Here is a 20,327-nt window from a genome sequence, read left to right as displayed (position 1 = left end):
TAAGATTAAATTGAACTTTCAGTTCAAAAATTTGTAACAATTGCTGAGTGATATATCCTTCAGTTCAATTCAATAAGAATCGCAGGACTGTTACTGAAGTCACTCAGATTCACTATTTCAATTGCTGGAGTGATATCCATTCAGATCAATTAAACAAGATTCGCAGGACTGTTACTGGTCACTCAGGACTGGTTCAATTTATTGCTAAGTAGATAACATCTTCAGAATTGAATATGAAAAACCAAAACCACAGCACTCTATTAAGATCACAACTGTAATCGTGCATGATGGCAGTTGCAGAGCAGATTGAGCAAGAAAGCCGCTTGATCTGCTTTTTTATTTGAATCTGCATAAATAAAGTATGCACGATTACATTGATTACGATGACATCCTCAATTCGCCCAAATGGCAGCAAGTCAGGAAATTCATCTGGCATCGAGACAGAGGCACCTGTCAGATATGCGGCAATACAGGGATCGACACTCACCACAAAAATTACAAAGATTTTTGGAATCCAGACTCGATGAGACTCTTATGCAGAAAATGCCACAACATTTGGCAAGGAGAATATCCGCATCACATCCCAAATAACCACAATGATTTCCAAAAGCTCGTCAGGATCGCAGAAATCGCTCATGCGTTGAGGGGGCTAAAGTGTAAGCGTGGTAAGTGGGTTAAAAAATAAAGCTCGTCAGGGCGAATCTGACGAGCTTGGGATTTGTTACAAAATTTGTAATCCTTATCTTGGAATGTTTTTCAACCACCATAATTTTTGCCAATCAGTGTATTCGGCATACCACATGGAACGCTTTGTGATTTGAGCAGCGGGTGCGAAAACACTATCACGAAGACTCACTGATCCATACTCATTGAAGAATCCCCAAATAAATCCAGCAGTCATAAAATAGAATACCACCACAGCCATCAGGACGAAGAAAATCTGCACCGACCATGAAGATATCCATGATTTCGCTTCGTCACTCATATAGTCCCAAGCTTAAAAAATGTCCTGATGTGTTCAGTCACCTCTGCTGGCAGTTCTGTTGTGCCATCGTAGTGCTTATCGGTGGTTCCTTTGGGGACATTCGCCAGATAAACCTCACGCCAGATTTTGAATTGAGTGTGTGAGCCTATCGCACTTGCTCCACTCTTGCGAAAATATTTCACAGTCTTTTCGATGCCTGTGGTTTCTTGAATCTTGTCAAACTCATCAGCAACTTTATCTCGTCGAGATTTGCCGCAAAGTGGTTTTCCATCATCTGCCAAGAAAACATTTTCCCCAGTTTTGTTTCCTAATTTTTGTAATCCAGATAAACAGCAATCCCATAATTTATATCTGACTGTTGGGATATTTGCAGAGGCATTTTTTTTGTGCTTTCCTCTTCTTCTGGTAAGAGTTCCATTTTTGTAATCGACCTGAGATGGTTTCAACTCAGAAAGATCGGCAGCAGTCATACCACAATTGAGCATCAATTGGTAATGCAATTTTTGTATTGGTGTTGCTGCTGCCATTATCAATTCAATTTCTTCTACACTGAAAAACTCGATCTGCTTGTACTCTTTATCAATTTTGTAAATCGAAGAAGTCACAAATGGTGGTGTGCTGGCTCGTGTCGTCTCGTGCAACCATTTAAAAAATGATCGTGTCAGAATCAACGTGTCACCTGCTGTTGCTGGAGACCAATTTTTATTTGTCTTGATTGCTGCAAAAAGTTTTTCCCATTCTTGCAATGATATTTTGCCAAGTTCGATGTTCTGAAGATATGGACGAATGAAGGCAAATTTCGAGTTAAGGGTTGACCATTTGGCATCACCAACAATTAATTTTTTGAAGGCTTCAAACTCAGTCAGTGCTTGTCCATAAGTTGCGATACCACCAGTACGCCGCAACTCGCCTTGATCAGCTTGATGATTAAAGATTGCTTGAGAGGCATCACTGTGACCATACGGACGTAAATCAACTGTGTTTAATTCATCGCCTGCAATCGCACGTTGTTCCAGATGTTCAGCCAATTCTGAATAAGTTGAAATGCCAGTATCACGCATTCGTTGTAACGAATTACGAATATCAGACGGCAATTTATCAGGCGAAGATTGCTGTTTTTTCCAGAGAGTAAACTCGGTTAAAGCTTTCGCAAAATCTGCATCTGATTGGCTTAGTGGTGAGGTCGAGTACCAGCGATTTCCCTTCACCATTTTTGTGTATCGTTTTTGAGATTTGATGTAAGTTAATTTGACTGTCCCGACCATTTTTGACATTCCTGATTTACCGAAAATTTGTTGCATTTGTTGCAGAACCAATAGCGATTCAAATTAACAGGTCTGCAACAAATTTTGCAACAAAAACTGCAACAAATTGTTGCAAAATGTCAAAAATATCCTATATTTATAGGGAGACGCTACCTTCACACGGTAGAGGTCACAGGTTCGAGTCCTGTATTGCCCAATCTTGTACACTATTAACCACTGAAAACTTTACGTTTTAGGTGGTTTTTTTACGGTGTACACAAGCTCTGGACAATACGGCAGCACATGCTGCCTGCGCTGCCTGCAGACTTTGTCGATTGGGGGCTGAAAACACAATCTGCCTCACCGTTCTCGCTCCCTGTCAATTGATCAGCAATTGATCTTCAATCTCCAAACGGAGAGCCCAGTTCTGACGTCTTGTTGTCTGAGAACGCGACGAAGTCATTCTGTTTTCGTCCTCTTAGACTCAGTGTTTAACGATGGGCTGCCTTTTGGGATGGATAGCCCCCATTAAAATCAGTAACCGCAGGATAAATTCACATTATCACTCCAAGCCCCAACCCACATAATCGGTCGCGCTGCCCTGCGATGCCTGACTTATTAATTTTTCTCTTTCGGGCCATAGTCTGTCTTTTTAATCGTGACGAGAATCACCACAGTCTCCGCAAGGGGGGCGGGGGAAGTCGCTTTATCTATTGGATCTAGTGGTTGACTTCTCCCTGGACTGGTGAAAAGTACGGTTTCGCCAGGAGTAATTTTAAACGCTGCCATTACTCTCCGGGAAACAATTCCTGGATAGTCATAACCATTAAGCTTGCCCATCTTGTCAAAGTTGACTTCTGAATGATCGTGCGACAATCTTAAAACGATTTGGTTTTCAATGATTTTCTCAGGGGTCAATAAAATCTGATGCCCAATGCTTCGCCGTTCGATAGATGCCTTGTTATCTTTTTGAAGAACTCTTAATGCAATTTCACCTCCACTTTGGAATGACACTGCCAGGCCCAAATCAGTCAGCGTAGTTGATTCGATCATCCATTGGGGAATCACTTCTTCCAATTGTTTAGTTTTTTCAGGATCTAGGACTTCATAATGATCCCCAAGGAATTCCAGGGAAGTAAGTTTATGTGATGGGATACTAGTACCTCAATTCATTTGATATTGTGGGTACAAGCGTTTGAGTTTGATACGAGCCTCGCTGGTTGTAAAGTGCCAGTCGACACCCGATTGGCTTTCGTTGCGATGGTTCATCCAAGCTGTCACTTCGCGGCTCAATGTTTCAATATCTCGGATGCGTCGCGTTAAACATTGTTTGGTCAACACGCTCAATTCGATCTCGGCGACATTCAGCCAACTCCCATGTTTGGGCGTGTATCGGATGTCGATCCTGTCGGCCAGGCGCTTCGCCTCAGCCGGTTCAAATGTTTCATACAACGCCCCCACGGTGTGAGTATTCAGATTGTCGCAAACCAGAATCACCATTTCCGCATTCGGATACTCTTCATCGAGCAACGCTTTGATCTCGGTGGCCCAGTCGCGACGCGTCTTGGTCGGACGCACGCTCACTTTTCGCCAGCCCGCTTTCGGTTCGGTAAACAGAAAGTGGTTGGCGGTTCCGTTTCGTTCGTACTCGTAGTCATATCGGGCAGGCTTCCCCGGTTCACAGGGAAGCGGCTGCCGGGTTTCTTTGATCAGTTGCATCGGTTGCTCGTCCATACACACCACCGGATATTCTTCGTCGTACTCCCACTGATAAATGTCCAGCACATCTTCCATCCGAGCAACAAACTCGCCATTCTCTTTGGCAGGAATCACCCAGCATTTGCGGCGATGAGGCTGCAACTCGTTTTTTTCAGCGTCCGACCAACTGTTGTCGGTGACACGCTCTCCACAATTTCCAACTCGACCATCCGATCGGCCAGTAACTCCAACGTCCAGGCCGCACGGCCTTCCGGCGCCTGGCTACAGGATGTTGCGATCAACCGAGCTTCTTTCTCGCCATCAAAAATGGGCTGACGGGAGGGACGCTCCTGTTTCTTTCGCTCCAGGGCCGTTTCCAGCCCTCCTTCCACAAGTCGCTGCCGGACATTCTTGACCGTGTTGAGATGACACCCGAATGCTTCGGCTGTTTTCTCATCCGACCAGCCAGGTCCCTCGGCATCCACCTTGAGCAGGATATGAGCATGCTTAATTTTGTAAGCCGCCGCCTTCCCCTTGAGAACGATGGCCTCCAGTAAATCCCGCTCTGCCGAATCCAACCGCACCACATACTTCTTATTCATCGCGATTCCTCCCTGAATCAAAACAGACATGCGAGGAATAATTCATTACTCAAAATTGATCAACAGACAAAATCAAATGAATCGAGGTACTAGCCATCTTTAATTCGATCAATAACGGGATCCTTGGCGTGCCGTGATCTTCCGTTACTATTTCCTGCGGTGCGTGTAATTCCTCAGCCATAGGCTGCGACGGGAATATACTCAGACTAACAAGAAGAAGCATAATAGTTCGCATTATCTACTCCCATTTTTATGATGGACATTACTCAAGAATCTATTTAACAATAGCTACGTTCACAAAAAACAGTCAATATCAGGTTTGTTTTGCAAAGTTCTACTGACTTTGCCAGTGCGATTAAAGCATGACGTCAAGGACACTGGATTAACAGTATGACTCACAAAAGCGAATAAAACATGACCATGAACCGGGGCATCTTCATGAAATCAAATTTTCGTGCGATCAAACAAAGTCCCTGCTGGCAAATGAGGAATGGTGCCGAGTGCCATGCTCACACTTGTGGAAGCATGCAATGCGTGAAGGAATTCATCCTGATCGTCATTTTTCAGAATGTCAGTTTAACGTTAAATCAAGAGATCTGTACAGGATTCATTTCTCTTTGAAATCATCCATGTCAAAACTGCCATGTCCACGGCAAGCGTGGACATGGCAGTCGGCTCGTGGATGTTTCTTCGATGGGTTTTCATTTTGATATATGACGTCAATAATTCTGGGGGCTCCGCTGCGCTTCGACCCCAACCACCCGTCGCTGCGCTTTGACCACAGACACCTGACGGGGCTACCCACGTGGAGATTACACTCGATTTACAAGTGTCTGTGTGCAACACATTGTTATGCAATTCTAAAGCCTGTTTCTGAGAACACCAACTGCTTGAGGTCTTCAGCGAGATTATTAAGATCAGGAAAGAGTGTTCTCCTTCGTATGCCAAGTGATGCAAGTTCGGCAATTATTTGTGGTTTTGATTGCGAAGGAATTGTGTAGCTGCGAATAATAGAAGATGCTCCTTCGATTTCCCGCAAATCTCGAGACGTTCCATGAAGTGTGAATGCACTTTGCTGGATGAGCATGCGGTTATCAATTTCGTGGGACAGTATTGCAACAGTTTTTTCAGAGTTAAATCTATCATCGAATGCTCCACGGAATAACTCATTTGCCGGCGAAGCAGAAACAGGTATCAGCGTGTGATCACCATTAGTAATTCGATTCATTTCGCGGGGATGCAGCGCGTACAACAATGCGTCAGTATTTGCGTTGCCATTGGCGGCAAAGAAAAATGCGACGAGTGCGGATTCGGACCAATCGAGAAGTCGTGTTGGCAACCCGTAGTGTTGAGCTAAAAACAACCACGAGCTGTAATCGTCATGCGTTGGACACGTGGGGTGTCGTGTACGAGAATATTGCTGAAATCGCAACGACAGATTTTGCTCGCCACGAGTGCCACGTTCATTGCGGTAAACGCTGGGCATCAGAGAATACATTTGGGAAGACTGACCTCGCCACCAGATTTCTCCGTTCCATTCTGCCCGCAACGAGTTGGCAACACCAACGAGTTCGGCTACGTTTGAAATAATTGTTGCCATGATTATTCACTTACTAATATAATATCAGACAGAAATCTTTCTTTATATTTAATTTACTTTGAAAAAGTAAAAATTCTTAACAAACACAAATAGATTGTCAACAAATTTGCAAGAAAGAGAAGACGGATAAAAAAATACTACCTTAACAGGTTATCGATGGGTGGCTGGGGTCGAAGCGCAGCGGAGCCCCCAGAGTTTATAGCTCATTCTAATTATTCCAACCAGTCTTTGGGAATCGGATCAATTGAAAGTGGCCCATCGATAGAGTTCAAATACCAGGACGCGCTCGACCATTTCCATTCGGAAGCTTGCTTCACCAAACCTTTGCGAACGGGATTTGCGTGAATATAGTCAATCATGGAGAGCAATGATTTTGAAGTGACGATATTCCGATCGTATCCTCCCCCGGATTGCCAGAAGAGTCGCTCTGACTTTTTGCCACGTGATCGAGTGATTTTTGGTAACCACTCAGGAGAATGTTGAATTAGATATTCGATTGCTAATTGACCAACAGGCTGTTTGATTGCTTTGCGAATTGTTGAAAGATCCGTGAACTCTTTGTTGGGAGAGATGATCATGTGAACGTGATCCGGCATGAAGACATACGCCCACAGGTGAAACTGATATTTCTGGCGTGCATTGGCAATCGAATCAGCCAGCCACTGACAGCATCGTTCGGCTTTCAAGAAGGGATAACGGTGATAGCATGAGTAGGTCAGTTCATGAGCGTGACCTGGTTCGTGGATGTTAATACGATGGATTCTCTTTTGATTCATGACGTCAAATTATCTGGGGGCTTCGCTGCGCTGCGACCCCAGCCACCCGACGCTGTTCAATAGACATGAAGCGCGAATGGTGAGTCATCTTGTGCTTGCAGCACCCAACGACAAAGTCGGTCGGTCCACCCTGCGACCCGGTCACGGAGGTAGTCAGTAGTTCCTAAAATATAGTGCATCTTCCAGCATATATTGCCCATGGTAAAATAATAAAATACGATATTACCAGAATCGCCCGCAACACATTGTAATTCTCACTCTGAAACTTGGCCGAGATAATAATCACCACAGCAATCAAAATACTTACGGGGAGACATCCGAGAAGAGTCAAGAAGATAGCAGTGAAAATTAATTGATCGAATGAAACGGTCTGTAGATACTGAAGGTACGACCCCAATTGTCCAAATGCTAATGTCACAAACGGTAACAAAATCCCCATAATTGCAATTGTCCTTGTCTGCCTCTCTGCATATGACTTATCCTTACGATTTGATGGTTCGGTCATACCGCAAATTCCAAAATTGTATTACGCCGCTCGTCGAGTTGAGCTTTTAAGAAGGGATAACGGTGATAGCAGGAGAATGTCAGTTCATGAGCGTGACCTGATTCGTGGATGTTACTTCGATGGATTTTCTTTTGATTCATGACGTCAAATTATCTGGGGGCTTCGCTGCGCTTCGACCCCAGCCACCCGGGGTTTATAAGTCAATCGAAGTGTTTTCTCCAACCCGTTCTCGAACACTGAACGTTGCTCGGTGATGAACCGTATTGGCTACAATCAATTCGGCAAGTAAACCGAGGGACATGGCTTGGGCTCCGAGGATGGTTGCGGCTGTGGAGTAGGCGAGGAGGGGGCGGGTGCCGATGGGGGTGATGGGGATGGCTTCGAAGATGTTCATGAGGACCCAAATCAGAGTCAGGTAGCCGAAGCCGAGGATGCCGAGGGCGAAGAAGAAGAGGCCGATCGCTCCGAGCATATGTTGCGGGCGCTGTCCGTAGCCGATGAGGAAGACGACGGTCAGTAAATCGAGGAAGCCGCGCAGGAATCGGATGACGCCGTATTTGGAATGTCCGAATTGACGGGGGCGGTGATTGACGACCAGTTCGGTCACGCGAAAGCCGCGCGAGTAGGCGAGTACGGGGATGAAGCGGTGCAGTTCGCCGTATATGTGGATTTCTTTGGCGACATCGCTGTGAAATAGTTTGAGTCCGCAGTTGTGGTCGTGCAGTTTGAGGCCGGTCAGTTTGCCGATCATCCCGTTGAAGACGCGGCTCGGGTAGACCTTGTGCCAGGGATCGAGACGGCGTTCTTTCCAACCGTTGACGACATCGAACCCTTCGGCGGCTTTGTCGAGGAATTTGGGGATTTCAGCCGGATCGTCCTGCAGGTCGGCATCCATCATCATGAGCCACTCGCCCCGAGCGGCTTCCATCCCGGCTGTCAGCGCAGCGGCTTTGCCGAAGTTGCGACGGAAGCGGATGCCGGAGATTTCGGGATGGTCTCCAGCAAGTTTTTCGATGATTGACCAGGAGGAGTCGGATGAGCCATCATCGATGAAGATGACTTCGTACTCGATTTGACTGGCTGTGCAGGAGGCGGAAATTTGAGAGCGAAGCTCGGCCAGAGACTCTTCTTCGTTGAATACGGGAACAATAATCGACAACACGCGGAGACTCCTCATTAACATTAATTCGAATGTTAAGAGTGTATCGTGTGTGGTTGGATCAGGCGAGTGACCACTCTGGTGGCTTCAGTGCGCTTCGACCCCAGCCATCCGAATGGACTCAATCATGGTAGGCAATCTCGTAGCCAGCTTTTTCCCAAGCTGTTCTAGTTCTATCAAACAAAAACATAACAACAGTTTCAAGCGTTATGTCTTTGTCGTTTCCAAGGAAGAACTTGAATGATCCATCAACACCCTCGATGCCTGAACGGTTCCACGAGTCTCCAAAATGCCAGACGTTATTGCGGATGGCATCATTCAGGAATCTCATTACAGACTCCGGTGGCACGGTTGCTTCAGGAGACTGGAAAGGACTGTCGTCCGGTAAGTCCGGGTTATAGCTGCACCATACTCGCACACTTTCTATCCCCGCTTTTGAAAGCAATGTGGTAAAACGTTCAACCTCAAGACGAATCATTGCTCCGTCTAATTCGGCTTGATGATTTTTGAGTCCTGCCGTGCTAATGGCTTTCATTAAATCTCACATAACTTAAACTAGACATCTCGTTTAATGATATCTCTATAACAGTGGTTGGCTGCGCTGAGACCCCAGCCAACCATTTCAACTCAACGAAAAAGGGCGTGGTGGTTAGTTGCAACCACCACGCCCATCACTTCGTTCTGGGACGTGCCACCCAGGATTTGAAACCCTAATCCCGACTTTATCGAACGCGTGCCTGGAAGGTGACGGTGCCGCCGGAGTTGCCCTCGATTTCTTCGGAGAGTTCCCATTTGAGGATCAGGCTGCCTTCCTGATTGTCTTCGACGACCAGTCGGCCGTTGCGGTCGGAGGTAGCAGTGCCTTCGATGAATTCGAGTCGCGGGGTGAGGTTGTCGATCAACTGCACATTGTACAGAGGTCGTTCGCCCGTGTTGCGGAAACGAATTGTGAAGGTGATGATATCGCCGGTGACGGCATCGCGTTTGTCGGCTGATTTGTCGACATACAGATCGCCGATCCGTTTTTTGTCTTCGAGTCCGACCAGTTCTTCGGGACGGAACCAGCTGTAAACTTCGGTCCCGCCAACATCAGTCGCCACGGCAACGGGGCTTTGTTCACGAGACCAACTGGCGGCTGCCTGGCGTCCGTCGAAACCGACTGGAGTTTGCCAGCGATCCATGGCGACCTGTCCGCTGAAACCGTAATCGGTGTTTGTGTTTTCGAGCTTGGTGTGATCGGCAGTAGTGGTCGCCTGATTCACGCCCAAAGTGACTTCTTCGGTTTCGAGTCCACTGGCGCGACTTCGCACGACGGCTGCGTTGATCTGTTCTTTTTGTTGTTCCATATTCGGCTTGATGCGGGTGTTGACCGCCAGACCGTTCACGCTTTCATAGGCTCCGAGTGCTTTATCGATGCCCAGATTTTCCGAACTTCCCGTCGTCGATTTCACGGCTCCAAATCGAGGAGCATAGACACAAACTTCATTGGTCGGCTTCATGTGATGCTCGCCGGTGTCATCCTGATATTCAGCAATTGTATCTTGAGTGTCGAGTCCTTCGCGTGTGCCGGGACTGTAGTGGACGGGAACTTTGCGGTCACCGCCGTCGCAGATGTATTCGTCGGGATAGAATGCGGGATCGCAGGCTTCACAGGCTTGTGGACTGCAGGCTTGCTGACCGGGGAAGGGTGGGCAGGCCATGGTGGCGTGACCGGAATTCTCTTCGTATTGTCCGCCTCGGTTTGTTTCGATTCGTTCTCGCGGTTCGGCGGGTGTGAAGTCGGCATCGGGTTCGAAGGGAGACTGGTAAACCGGTTCTTTGGTCTGGTCTGCGTAAGCGGTTTGGATGATCTCGGTTTTCTCAGTGGTTTGAGCTGGAGTCTTTTTGGCGGTTTGATACCACTGCTCGGATTCGCCGATAGGGCGTTCGTAGCCTCCTGGTGGAAGTGCTGCTGTTGGCATGTCCTGATATTTTGACATCTCGGGAGCTTTGTAACCGACAGTCTGCTCAGAAATGGCTGGCCATTCACTTTTCAGGTGAACCTTGCCATCCGTTTCGGTAGCCTGAGGGGCAGTCTGCTGCACAGGCAAAGAGGCGACCACTTGTGGTGGAACCTGCGATTGAGCCACCTGTTGTTTCTCGAAGGGAATGCCCGCGGTTTCGAGTGTCTTATGATTTCCCAGTGTATTTTCCTGAGCGGCTAATTGAGCCGAGGGATTATCGTGGGCAAAGGGATCGTGGCTGACCATCTCTTTCGAGTTGCTGCACGAATAATTCGCACATAAAAGGACACCTAGTCCGATTCGAACAGGAAGTGCAGTTCGCCAGGAAGGCATATTTAATTTCAACATGGTGAGACCTGCTGAGTTATCGTGATTGAGATGGCAGTGGTTTTATGATCGGGAAATTTTAATTTGACCAGGTGGCACGCCCCTGAGCATCGCGAAGGGCGTGGTTTTTGTAATCGCCACGCCCATCACTTCGTTCTGGGACGTGCCACCCATTGGTTGTTCAATTGTTTTTTGAAATCAGCGTTTAATTTTGGTGCGTCAGGACGCACCCTACGCCTTTACTCTGTCACAAACTCCAGTGGGAGTGGTGGCATGATTCTGGGATCGTTCAACTCGTGTGGACTGGGGATTCTTCCGCCGATGCGGAGGATTAATACCGGACGGCCACGCAGGTCGGCCTCTTCCAATAAGTTTCTGTTCTTCGGTAATTCTTCTTCGCGAATTCGTTCTTCTTCAGAATGAGGCAGAGCGATATCGGGCTGTTCGATGTAGATGATTTTTGTGACCAGCTGATCCTGAGCCGCTTTTTCGATGTCTTCTTGGGTCAAATCGACAGGGATCGGATAGGTTTGACGCAGATGAGCAGGGGGATGAAGGCGGTCCATCAGTTCGAGTGTCGGATATAATTCCAGACCCGGATACCCTTCGATGTTCGAGAGTTTGATCCGATACAACGGGCCGACCATGAAGCCTGCCTGAGCAGGTGAGGCTGCGACGGGAGCGGGATGTGTCTGTGATTGCAGGAAGGTGACCTGACCACTGGCCGGCAGGCGAATCTGCACGGGTTGGAAGTAACACAGGTCTGCTCGTCCCAAGGCACCGGCCCACATGCCTGCCTGTCCGGGAGGCATGTGATGATGATTGAGGGGGTGATAGTATCGCTGATCGGGAAATCGATCCTGAGCCTGCAAACGATCTACGTTTGAGGTCAAAACCGTTCCGCTGAGAATCAGGAACCAGGCGATTGCTCTCATGGGAGGAACCACATTATTGAAAAGTGAGAAAGGTCGGACGTGCGGAAGAGTTCCGTCAGTCGTTCCAGGTGTTGTGAAGGGAAAACTTTGTTTGCGAAGGAAGGGATACGTCTGCAAACAACTTTGAGGGGCTTGTAGCTTAGGAAATACTGCGAGATCCTCAAAGAGAATTTCGCCACCCGGATAATCCGGATGGCGAAATGGAGCTTTTTACATTATCGACCCTGCGGATATCCCTGTGGTGGTCCCTGGGGATAACCTGGAGGACAATAGGCCCCCTGAGGTCCGCCCTGTGGATAACCCTGTGGAGGGCCGTAGCCACCTGGGCCTGCTGGTCCGCCGCCATACCAGGCAGGAACCGACAAGTCGTTTGGTCCGTGAACAGGATGCTTCTCGGTATACTCGACATCCTTCACAGGATGCGGCATTCGAATACCTGGATCGTGCTTAACACGGGTCACGAAGTGATCAACTGGTTGACCAACATCGTAACGAGTGTTGTTGTAGATCGTGTGCGATTTCAGAGACGCTGGTCCACCGTAAGGCAGGTGTGGTGGTCCCTGCAATCCGATCGGTGTTCCTGAGCGGGGCATGCCCCAAGCCTCTGCACCGCCAACACCGGCGATCATATTTTGAGGAGGCATTCCAGGACCGCCCGGTCCGCCCATGACGAAACCGTTTGGCATACCTGAAGCTGGTCCAGCTGGTCCAATTGGCATCGGATCGATGAACTTGCCATTGTCTCCGTTGAATTTGTATTCGTGAGAAACAGCCTGAATCATTTCTTCCTGCTGACCTGGCATTTCCAGATCCATATTACCAATTCGCATTACAGCCATGATTGTTCCGCGACGATCAGCCTCGCTGACAGGATCGACACCGGGATCAAGTCGTGTTGAAACCAGAGTTTCGACTCCGGCAATCGCCAGTTCCTGGAACTTGGCTTCTGGCAGGTAGATGACCTTGGTGACGAAGTTGTTGGTTTCGATCTGATCGAGGTCTTCGTCGGTAATCTGCAGTGGAATACTGTTGTGAGTCAGGTATGCATCCGTTGTTGGGTGTGCAGGATACACCTGCAGTGTTGGATACAGAACCAAACCTTCGCGTCCGGGGACATTTGTCGCTTTGAGGCGATAAGTGGCACCCTGCTTAAAGTTGTAACGGCCAGGAGCCATCATCTGGTTTTCGGCAAAGCCGACTGGAATCTGCCAGCCGAGCATCATGCCTGCAGGGCCGACGAAGCGGACCTGCGAGGTTCGTGGAATGAACTCAGCGGGCTGTGGAGCCAAAGGTTGCATAATTGCCGGGTAGGGCAAGTCCACCATAGGTCCAGGTCGTTGCATCATCGCCGCAGGTGGAGCGTGATATTCGCCTTTGTCGATCACCTGTTGGCCGTCCACGGCACAGCCGACACACACGACGACCAGTGTGCCTAAGGCCAGGAAATAGTACTTCATCTTTCGTCCTTTTTTCGTTATTGGCCGGAGGAGAACAACTGACGTCCGATTTCCGATCCGGTCGGTTACAACAATCCTGTTGAAAACCGAGAGGTGGCCAGAACCGACAAATCAATAGGTTCCGAGGGTTCCGGGCAATCTTGCAATTCCTCTAACGTCTGAGGAATTCGATACAAATCTGACAAGATTGCCATCGACTTCGATTTCAAAACTGATCTAAACTCCCAGCCGTTGTCTGAATTCGTGATTTGAAGCGCGGTTACGCAATTCACTTTCGCACAGACAACGTCCTGTAACTTCTTATTCGGATGTTTGAGGCCGGATTCTTTGGCAAATTCGTTATTTTCGGGCGAACATGAAAATATTGCGCAGATTAACATTGACGGCTAGCATTGCGGGAATAGCCGCAATCGGGCTGTTTGTGTGGCTCTCGCAGGGTGGCGACCTAAAGCAATCGGTGAAAAATCCGCAGGAATTACTGGGGAAAATGAAATCCGTCCTCAGCGGAAAATCCTCGGAGGAAGAGCTCGATCCCGCTCAGCTGGCTGAAAATATCCGCGAGGGGAACTCGCTGATCAAGCAATCCCGACTTTTGCTGCTGCATAATATGGGACCGATCAGGGCCGAAGTTTTGCAAATAATACAAACGCCGACACAAAGTTTTCGGGCCACGGGAAAATACTGGCAGGCTCCGCAATCGAAAAGTCGGCTGCTGGTCGAGATGGAAATCGAAAAAGCCTCGGGGAGAATTCTGCAGGTTTCCAATGGACAGGTGATCTGGTCTGTTCGTGAAATTACTTCGGAAGCCGATCGAACGGCCAAAACCGATTCCGACAAACCGCCGCAGCGGCTGCAGATTGAACGTATCGATCTCCAGCGGCTCTCCGATTTCGCAAAGATCAATGGAGCGGATGAAACCGAATCGCGGATTGCTAGAGAAATGCAGAGTGGACTGGCAGGACTACTCTCCTCGCTGGAAGCCCGGATGGACTTTCGAGCTGTCAAGCAGGTCAGTATTAATCAGGAGCCCTGTATTGTACTTGAAGGGGAATGGAAACCGGAAAGTGCGGAGAATTCGATGGGAAATGAATTTGCCGTCAATATCTTTCATCAGTCGCGTCCAGATCTTGTGCGACTGTTTATTCGAGAAAGTGATCTGTTCCCGATGCGATATCTTTGCCTGAAAAAACATCCGGAACGCAACGGCTATTACGCTCAGTTGGCCATGGAACTTACAGAAGTTACTCAGCTGCCAAATCTCGACCCTTCGATGTTCAACTATCGCCCACCCGATGAACAAGTCCCGAATGATATTACACATGAATATCTCTCGCGGCTCGAAAAGTACGGAAAGGCATCCGATGCAGTCATCAAATAAGCAGAATTCGTTGAGATGGAATTTCTCGGGGCAAAGGCCGAACGCAATGAGCCCCCAGCTTGGTCGTTTTGGGAAAATCAATCTCAAGTTAGTAGCCACCTTTTCGGGCCTGCTTGCCCTGGGGATTCTACTGATCACCAGTACCATGCAACCACAGACATCTGCTCAGCCTCCCGAAGAACGGTTCATGCAAAACGGACTGCTTGTTCTGAATGATGGACGCGTTCTCACGGGACAAATCTCGATTCTCGAACGGGGCTATCTTCTGAATGGTTCCACGGGACGAATCACAATGCCATTCTCAAATGTGATTTGTCATGCCAGAAGTCTGAAAGAAGCTTACCGTAAACAGCGTGAATCCATGACTAAACCAACTGCCGATCAACACACCGCTCTGGCACGCTGGTGCCTTGTGAATCAGCTGTTTGCCGAAGCCGAGCAAGAAATTGAATCGGCCTTATTGCTGCAACCTCATCATGTCGCCGCAAAAAAAATGCTGGCACGTTTCGATGCCCAGAAACCGAGAGATATCGACTTCTCCAGTGCAGAATCTAAGAAGATGATGGATCAGTTAATGATCAACAAAGAGTTCAGCACTGCCCAGCCCATTGGTGGACTCGATGCCGAACTAGCCAAACAGTTTGTCACCACTATCGAACCAATGATGATGAACAATTGCAGCAACACTTCCTGTCATGGAACCGAAGCCCGCAACGATTTTCGCCTGACGCAAAAGTGGAACATCCGTGGCAACACCCGACACATCACCGACCAAAACCTCGATGCGGTCCTGCCTTTTATCAATTCCAAAACGCCTGAACAGAGCCGCTTGCTGACGGCACTCGATGGAAGTCACGGCCAAAATGGACTGAGCGTCTTCACCGGATCCCGCGCTAAATATCAACGCAAAGTTTTGGAACAATGGACGATTGCAGTCGGCTATTCCAAGGCTCCAGGCACAACCTCACTCGTTAATCAGAACAAAGAACCAGTCACTCCCGAAGACCTCATCCCCCCGACCGGCATCATGCCTGCCAGCTACGAATCGCATACGATCACGCCAGAGAGCCCACTGAAAAAAGTGCGTGAAGAACAGGCTTACGATCCCTTCAATCCCGACATCTTCAATCGAAAAGTCCACGGCAATTAACCGTAGAGCAGGCATCCTGCCTGTATTGCAGACGAGCATATCAGGTTTTGATGCAGGCTATTCAAGCTGAGTGACCATTATTTATCGTATATCTTTGAGGATTGAATGTTGCCGTGAGGGGATCGCGAAAGGAATGAGTGAAAAACGATGTCAGAATCGACTAGTCGACCATCCCTAATCGAACATGCAATTGCTGTTACGATCACCTGCTTAATGCTTGAACAGCATAGTCGATTGCCCGAAGTGAATTTAGTTGTCGCTGGCATTGGTTTACTCTCAACTTTGGGTCTTGTCGTTGCTTATGGCTTCCATTTTGAAAAATCTTCACAGAACCAATTAAAAGCCATTACTCCAAAATCTTTACTACATTGGCTTATTCTTCCAGCTGCGATAATAATCATGCTAACCAGTGCTCAAACGCATTGGCCGGCCAGTATACGATTCTCTCTCAGCAAATCCAATTTCGATAATCTCATCGCTCAGGTGGAAAGAGGAGAGAAACTTGAAGGATTTCCACGGCGAGTCGGCCTCTATTGGATCGATTATGTTAAAGATAGCAATTACGATTTTAGCACAGGTCAAGGAACCATTGGGTTTATCACTGGTATCGTGATGATTGACGAATGCGGGTTAATTTATGATAAGACAGATCCAAAATCATCACATTACCTGACAACCCGGATTGCTCCATGCTGGTCCATCACAGAATGGTAATTCCACTGACTCGCTAACATGGAGACTCAATCCCAAAACGGCTGTGTGGCGGAGTCGTCGCGCAGCGAAGCCCCCAGAACGTCGATAACACTGGGAACTCACCCTCTGATATTTTCGAATATCTATTAGGTGATGCATCCAAGGAGGAAATTGTGCTCTTCTATTCTGCACTTATTTGCCTTGCACTGGGGATCATTTTTATGTTTTTACATGACATTCTGCCCTACCTAGACTCCAGGTCAGGCAGTTCAGTTACGAATTGGCGGGAATTTATTCGGTCTTACAGTGGATTGTTGGCATCTATTCTGATTACTGCTGCTTTCTTATTAGGTGCAGCCACAATAAGTATTTCAGAACTTCGCGGATTGTAATCTTGTTTGACGCCCAGCTACTAAAATGGCTTACACTGCACCCGTTCTATTTCAATACTAAAACCAAGTCTGAGGGGTAACACAAAGAAGTCTCAGATCTTGGATAATTCTGGGGGGCTTAGCTGCGCTTCGACTCCAGCCACCCACCCGTTATCAATTCCCTGAGAACTGATTCCAGATCAGAGCGGCGAGAAAGAGAATTGACAGGCTGATGACGAGGAATCGGAGTAATCCAAAAGGGTTGAATTCATGACGGGAGATGCGGCGATGAATCATCCCTTCGCCCCACTCGGCCAGTAAGGTTTGAAATTCGCGTTCGCTGGCGGTGATACAGATTCGGCTCCCTTTGCGATGATCGTCGTATGCAATCCCTTTCGCAAACTTGTGCTGACCATCTTCCTCTTTGGTGACAAGAAGAAACTGAAAGATCTGCTCCCAGCCCGGTCGAGCAATGGCTATCAGTTCGGTTTCCTTCAATTCGTAGCTGCCGTCTCGATAGCCTTTCTTTTTTAGGTATCGCTTGATCTCCCGCTCAATGCCTCCGTTGGGCAGTTTATTCCACATGATTTACCTGACTATTTTTCAATTGTGACAGGGAATTGTAGAGCGGAATGAGGAAGAAAAAAGTGGCTGCAGGAAGTTTGGGCGAAAAACATTTCCGTGCTAAGAACAGGCTTACATGATTCAGCCGCCTATCATCACCGTCGGACATCCCGGCCCGACGATCACTCCCCCATGAGCGGTAGTATCCCCCAATCGAACGGCTGGCTTGTTCATAATCATGACCGTCGCCGAGCCTTTGACGAGCGAATCGGGAGGCCCGACACAGGTTGCCATATCTCCTAGAATCGAAGCTGGCAGCATACCTATCAAGACTGTGGCAGCTCCCGGACCAACGATCGGCCCGCCCACATGAGGCACCGGCCCAGTCGTCATCGGACAGGTGTGCATATCAGTAATTCTTGCAGCTGGAGGCATGTCCTATATCCTTGAAGTCAATCGCTTAAACTTGTTCATAATGATGTGTAGGTCAGTCACTGCCTGACGACAAACGAGGTGGCTCGCACATTTCGTCAGTCAATATCTGACCTACAATGCTGAGATCTAAAATATCGGTCACATCGGTGGCTGGGGGCGAACGAAGTGAGTTCCCAGTACGATCAATCATCTGCGGGCTTCGCTTCGCTACGACCCCATCCACCCAGATCAAAATACTCTAACCTCTAAGCACTAATCTTTAACCTGTATCAACCCTCAACCAACCACTCAATTGATCTTCACCATGCCCCCTTTGAGGGTCAGCATGCCATCGCCGGAAACGGTGGACATCGGAGATTTCAGGTCTGCTTTAGCATCTCCCTGAATTAAAATTTGCGGGCCTTTAATGGTCACTCCCTGCATGTCGATTTTGATCATGCTACCTCCGACTTTCAGAGTGATTGCCTTGGCGGCTGTGATGGAGCTTTCGCCCGCTTTGATATCGATGGTATGGTTACCGGTTTTGACGGTGAGTGCGTCATCGGTTTTGATTTCAACGGTTCGAGAGCCGGTTTTCAGGGTGAGTGTGTCATCCCCTTTATCGATGGTGACGGTGCGATTATTGTAGATGTCGACCGTCTGATCGCCCTTGTCTTTCGTATCGAAGCCGACTTTGAGAGTGTCGTCATTTTCAACGACGCGATTGAAGTCCCGCTCGGCATGGAAATAGACTTCCTCTTTGCCAATCGTGTCGTCGAAGCGGAGTTCGTTAAAGTTCTTGGCTTTCGCTTTATCGGTCGAGAGCGTTTTGAATCCTGATTTATTTTGCTCATCGGGCAAGGCATAGATCGTACTGTTATCACCGTTATAAACACTGCCTGTGATAATCGGCCGGTCGATGTCTCCATCGAGATATTCGACAATCACTTCATTCCCGACACGAGGCATGAACTGAGCCCCATATTTCCCACCGGCCCAGCTTTGAGCCACGCGAATCCAGCAGGAACTTTTGTCGTCCATTTTGCCTTCGCGGTCCCAATGGAACTGGACTTTCACTTCACCGAATTTGTTGGTGAAAATCTCCTGCGCTTTCGGTCCCACAACAACTGCGGACTGGGGGCCAGCCACATGAGGTTTGGGAGTGATGCGTGCGGGACGGAAGGCGACTTTGCTCGGAACACATTCGAATTTATTCCAGTAGACCGGCATGTCTTTTTCGCTGGTGCCGATGATGGGACCCGATGCAAACACGATCGGTTCTTGAGCACGATGTGCGACGGATGTTAAAACATACTTGGCATTGACTTCAGCTTTGACGGGATGAGTTTTCAATTTGAATTTTCCACCCGCCTGAAAGCCCGGATGATATCCAGAGCCCGAAGCGATATCGTGCATCGCTTCCTGAGCTTCCATACGAACGGTGGCCAGGGCTTTGCCATCAGCCGTTTTCAGAAAACCGCCTGCGTATTCATACTGCTCCATGGAAGCGGTCGACTTCAGCTTGACGATTGTCTTCTCTTTGGCGATCAGAGCCGTCGAGGGATTCACGTAATCGTAATCACGCAGTTCCACTTTCCCGGTGATACATTCATAACGGCGCGACCAGGAATTGATTTCTCCGATAATGGGATCTGAGAAATCTCCATTGAATTCGATATCACTTTTATCAAGATCCACATAGGCACTGGCCGCATCGCCTAAAACGAGCGTATGTTTGGAGGCTTCATGATTGAAGTAATAGTAGATGCCGTATTGTTCGAGCATGCGGGAAACGAAATCGTAATCGGTTTCATTGTATTGAACGCAGTAGTCCTGTTTTGCGTAGGTCCCTTTGAGCGAGAGTTTGTAGTCAGTTAAGCCATTATCTTTGAAAACCTGTTCGACAATTTCTGGCGGCGTTTTCTCCTGAAAGATTCGGCTGTTCGAATTCAATTTCAGAAAGTAAGTCCAGGGCACCAGCTCGGCCTGATAATTCCGTAGAATCGAATCCTCGATATTTGAAACCGCTCCCTGAGTAAATCGCCAGACGATGCCGTTTAAATTTCGCTCATAATCGTCATCGAGCTTGGCATTGAATGTCGCCGACTTGCCCAGAATTTTATCGAATTCAATGGCCTGATCTTCGGAGACCATATCGACCAAAAATTGAAACGGCTGCGAAATACCTTCAGTTCCCGTGAGCGAAATCGCGACAAACTTATCATCCCCCAGCGGGGTTTTGATGGTTAAGGCGCGATCGGCTTGTGATAATTCGTCCGCCATTCAAAAGCTTTCTGTATGGATATTTCCAGTTCAACTGGAGCAATCTTCTGTAGGAGAATTGCTGATTTTTGTGTTCGATTCTCAGATAGCATACCAATTCTGTCACATTCGGGAATCTCAGAACCGATGATGGACTATGTCAGCTCGAATTCAGGAATTCCATCTGCGAGCATTCCCGGTTCA

At 48.2% G+C, this 20,327-nt stretch carries 17 protein-coding genes; 3 read left to right on the top strand and 14 right to left on the bottom strand.

Annotation, left to right across the window (positions count from 1 at the left end):
• Nucleotides 1–739: 739 nt before the first annotated feature.
• The 11 genes from Pan54_RS23940 to Pan54_RS23890 form a co-directional block, all read right to left on the bottom strand.
• Nucleotides 740–985 (bottom strand): hypothetical protein, encoded by a 246-nt coding sequence (locus tag Pan54_RS23940; RefSeq protein WP_146505956.1) that lies wholly within the window; start codon nt 983–985, stop codon nt 740–742.
• A complete protein-coding gene (locus Pan54_RS23935) occupies nt 982–2,301 on the bottom strand; it encodes a site-specific integrase (protein WP_146505955.1) in 1,320 nt (439 codons plus the stop codon). The genes Pan54_RS23940 and Pan54_RS23935 overlap by 4 nt, the downstream gene beginning before the upstream one ends.
• A gap of 546 nt (nt 2,302–2,847) precedes the next feature.
• Nucleotides 2,848–3,306, bottom strand: coding sequence for a hypothetical protein (locus tag Pan54_RS23930; protein WP_146505954.1), 459 nt, complete (start codon nt 3,304–3,306; stop codon nt 2,848–2,850).
• Between the two features lie 87 nt (nt 3,307–3,393).
• Nucleotides 3,394–4,529 (bottom strand): IS630 family transposase gene (locus Pan54_RS23925; protein ID WP_449314306.1). Its coding sequence is split into 2 segments (ribosomal slippage): nt 3,394–4,091 and nt 4,091–4,529, totalling 1,137 coding nucleotides; the frame shifts between segments, so codons are not numbered across the junction.
• Nucleotides 4,530–5,379: 850 nt separating this feature from the next.
• Entirely contained in the window at nt 5,380–6,129 is a 750-nt protein-coding gene (locus Pan54_RS23920) for an FRG domain-containing protein (protein ID WP_146505953.1), read from the bottom strand.
• A 212-nt stretch (nt 6,130–6,341) separates the two neighbouring features.
• Nucleotides 6,342–6,905: an REP-associated tyrosine transposase gene (locus Pan54_RS23915; RefSeq protein ID WP_146505952.1), complete on the bottom strand. Its 564-nt coding sequence runs from the start codon at nt 6,903–6,905 to the stop codon at nt 6,342–6,344.
• A 698-nt stretch (nt 6,906–7,603) separates the two neighbouring features.
• Nucleotides 7,604–8,572 carry a glycosyltransferase family 2 protein gene (locus tag Pan54_RS23910; protein WP_146505951.1) on the bottom strand — a complete coding sequence of 323 codons (969 nt, stop codon included), beginning with the start codon at nt 8,570–8,572 and terminating at the stop codon, nt 7,604–7,606.
• Nucleotides 8,573–8,690: 118 nt separating this feature from the next.
• Nucleotides 8,691–9,104 carry a hypothetical protein gene (locus tag Pan54_RS23905; RefSeq protein ID WP_146505950.1) on the bottom strand — a complete coding sequence of 138 codons (414 nt, stop codon included), beginning with the start codon at nt 9,102–9,104 and terminating at the stop codon, nt 8,691–8,693.
• A 187-nt stretch (nt 9,105–9,291) separates the two neighbouring features.
• Nucleotides 9,292–10,920 carry a DUF11 domain-containing protein gene (locus Pan54_RS23900; protein ID WP_146505949.1) on the bottom strand — a complete coding sequence of 543 codons (1,629 nt, stop codon included), beginning with the start codon at nt 10,918–10,920 and terminating at the stop codon, nt 9,292–9,294.
• A gap of 218 nt (nt 10,921–11,138) precedes the next feature.
• Nucleotides 11,139–11,834 carry a hypothetical protein gene (locus tag Pan54_RS23895; protein ID WP_146505948.1) on the bottom strand — a complete coding sequence of 232 codons (696 nt, stop codon included), beginning with the start codon at nt 11,832–11,834 and terminating at the stop codon, nt 11,139–11,141.
• 215 nt (nt 11,835–12,049) lie between these two features.
• Nucleotides 12,050–13,291, bottom strand: coding sequence for a hypothetical protein (locus tag Pan54_RS23890; protein ID WP_242631416.1), 1,242 nt, complete (start codon nt 13,289–13,291; stop codon nt 12,050–12,052).
• A 364-nt stretch (nt 13,292–13,655) separates the two neighbouring features.
• On the opposite strand from Pan54_RS23890, the gene Pan54_RS23885 reads away from it, so the two are divergent.
• From Pan54_RS23885 to Pan54_RS23875, 3 genes are all read left to right on the top strand, one after another.
• Nucleotides 13,656–14,669, top strand: coding sequence for a hypothetical protein (locus Pan54_RS23885; RefSeq protein WP_146505947.1), 1,014 nt, complete (start codon nt 13,656–13,658; stop codon nt 14,667–14,669).
• Nucleotides 14,670–14,715: 46 nt separating this feature from the next.
• Nucleotides 14,716–15,819 (top strand): hypothetical protein, encoded by a 1,104-nt coding sequence (locus Pan54_RS23880; protein ID WP_146505946.1) that lies wholly within the window; start codon nt 14,716–14,718, stop codon nt 15,817–15,819.
• A 147-nt stretch (nt 15,820–15,966) separates the two neighbouring features.
• Nucleotides 15,967–16,533 (top strand): hypothetical protein, encoded by a 567-nt coding sequence (locus Pan54_RS23875; RefSeq protein ID WP_146505945.1) that lies wholly within the window; start codon nt 15,967–15,969, stop codon nt 16,531–16,533.
• Between the two features lie 524 nt (nt 16,534–17,057).
• On the opposite strand, the gene Pan54_RS23870 is transcribed toward Pan54_RS23875, so the two are convergent.
• The 3 genes from Pan54_RS23870 to Pan54_RS23860 all read right to left on the bottom strand — a co-directional run bounded on the left by Pan54_RS23870 (nt 17,058) and on the right by Pan54_RS23860 (nt 20,144).
• Nucleotides 17,058–17,468: a hypothetical protein gene (locus tag Pan54_RS23870; protein WP_146505944.1), complete on the bottom strand. Its 411-nt coding sequence runs from the start codon at nt 17,466–17,468 to the stop codon at nt 17,058–17,060.
• 120 nt (nt 17,469–17,588) lie between these two features.
• The gene (locus Pan54_RS23865) at nt 17,589–17,882 is read right to left on the bottom strand and encodes a PAAR domain-containing protein (protein ID WP_146505943.1); all 294 of its coding nucleotides are present in this window, start codon (nt 17,880–17,882) and stop codon (nt 17,589–17,591) included.
• Between the two features lie 288 nt (nt 17,883–18,170).
• A complete protein-coding gene (locus Pan54_RS23860; RefSeq protein ID WP_146505942.1) occupies nt 18,171–20,144 on the bottom strand; it encodes a type VI secretion system Vgr family protein in 1,974 nt (657 codons plus the stop codon).
• Nucleotides 20,145–20,327: the final 183 nt, after the last annotated feature.

Origin of the sequence: Rubinisphaera italica (assembly GCF_007859715.1) — a bacterium.
Taxonomy (GTDB): Bacteria; Planctomycetota; Planctomycetia; order Planctomycetales; family Planctomycetaceae; genus Rubinisphaera; species Rubinisphaera italica.
The sequence above is the reverse complement of the archived record's forward strand: the minus strand, read 5'-3'. Positions and strand labels throughout refer to the sequence as shown.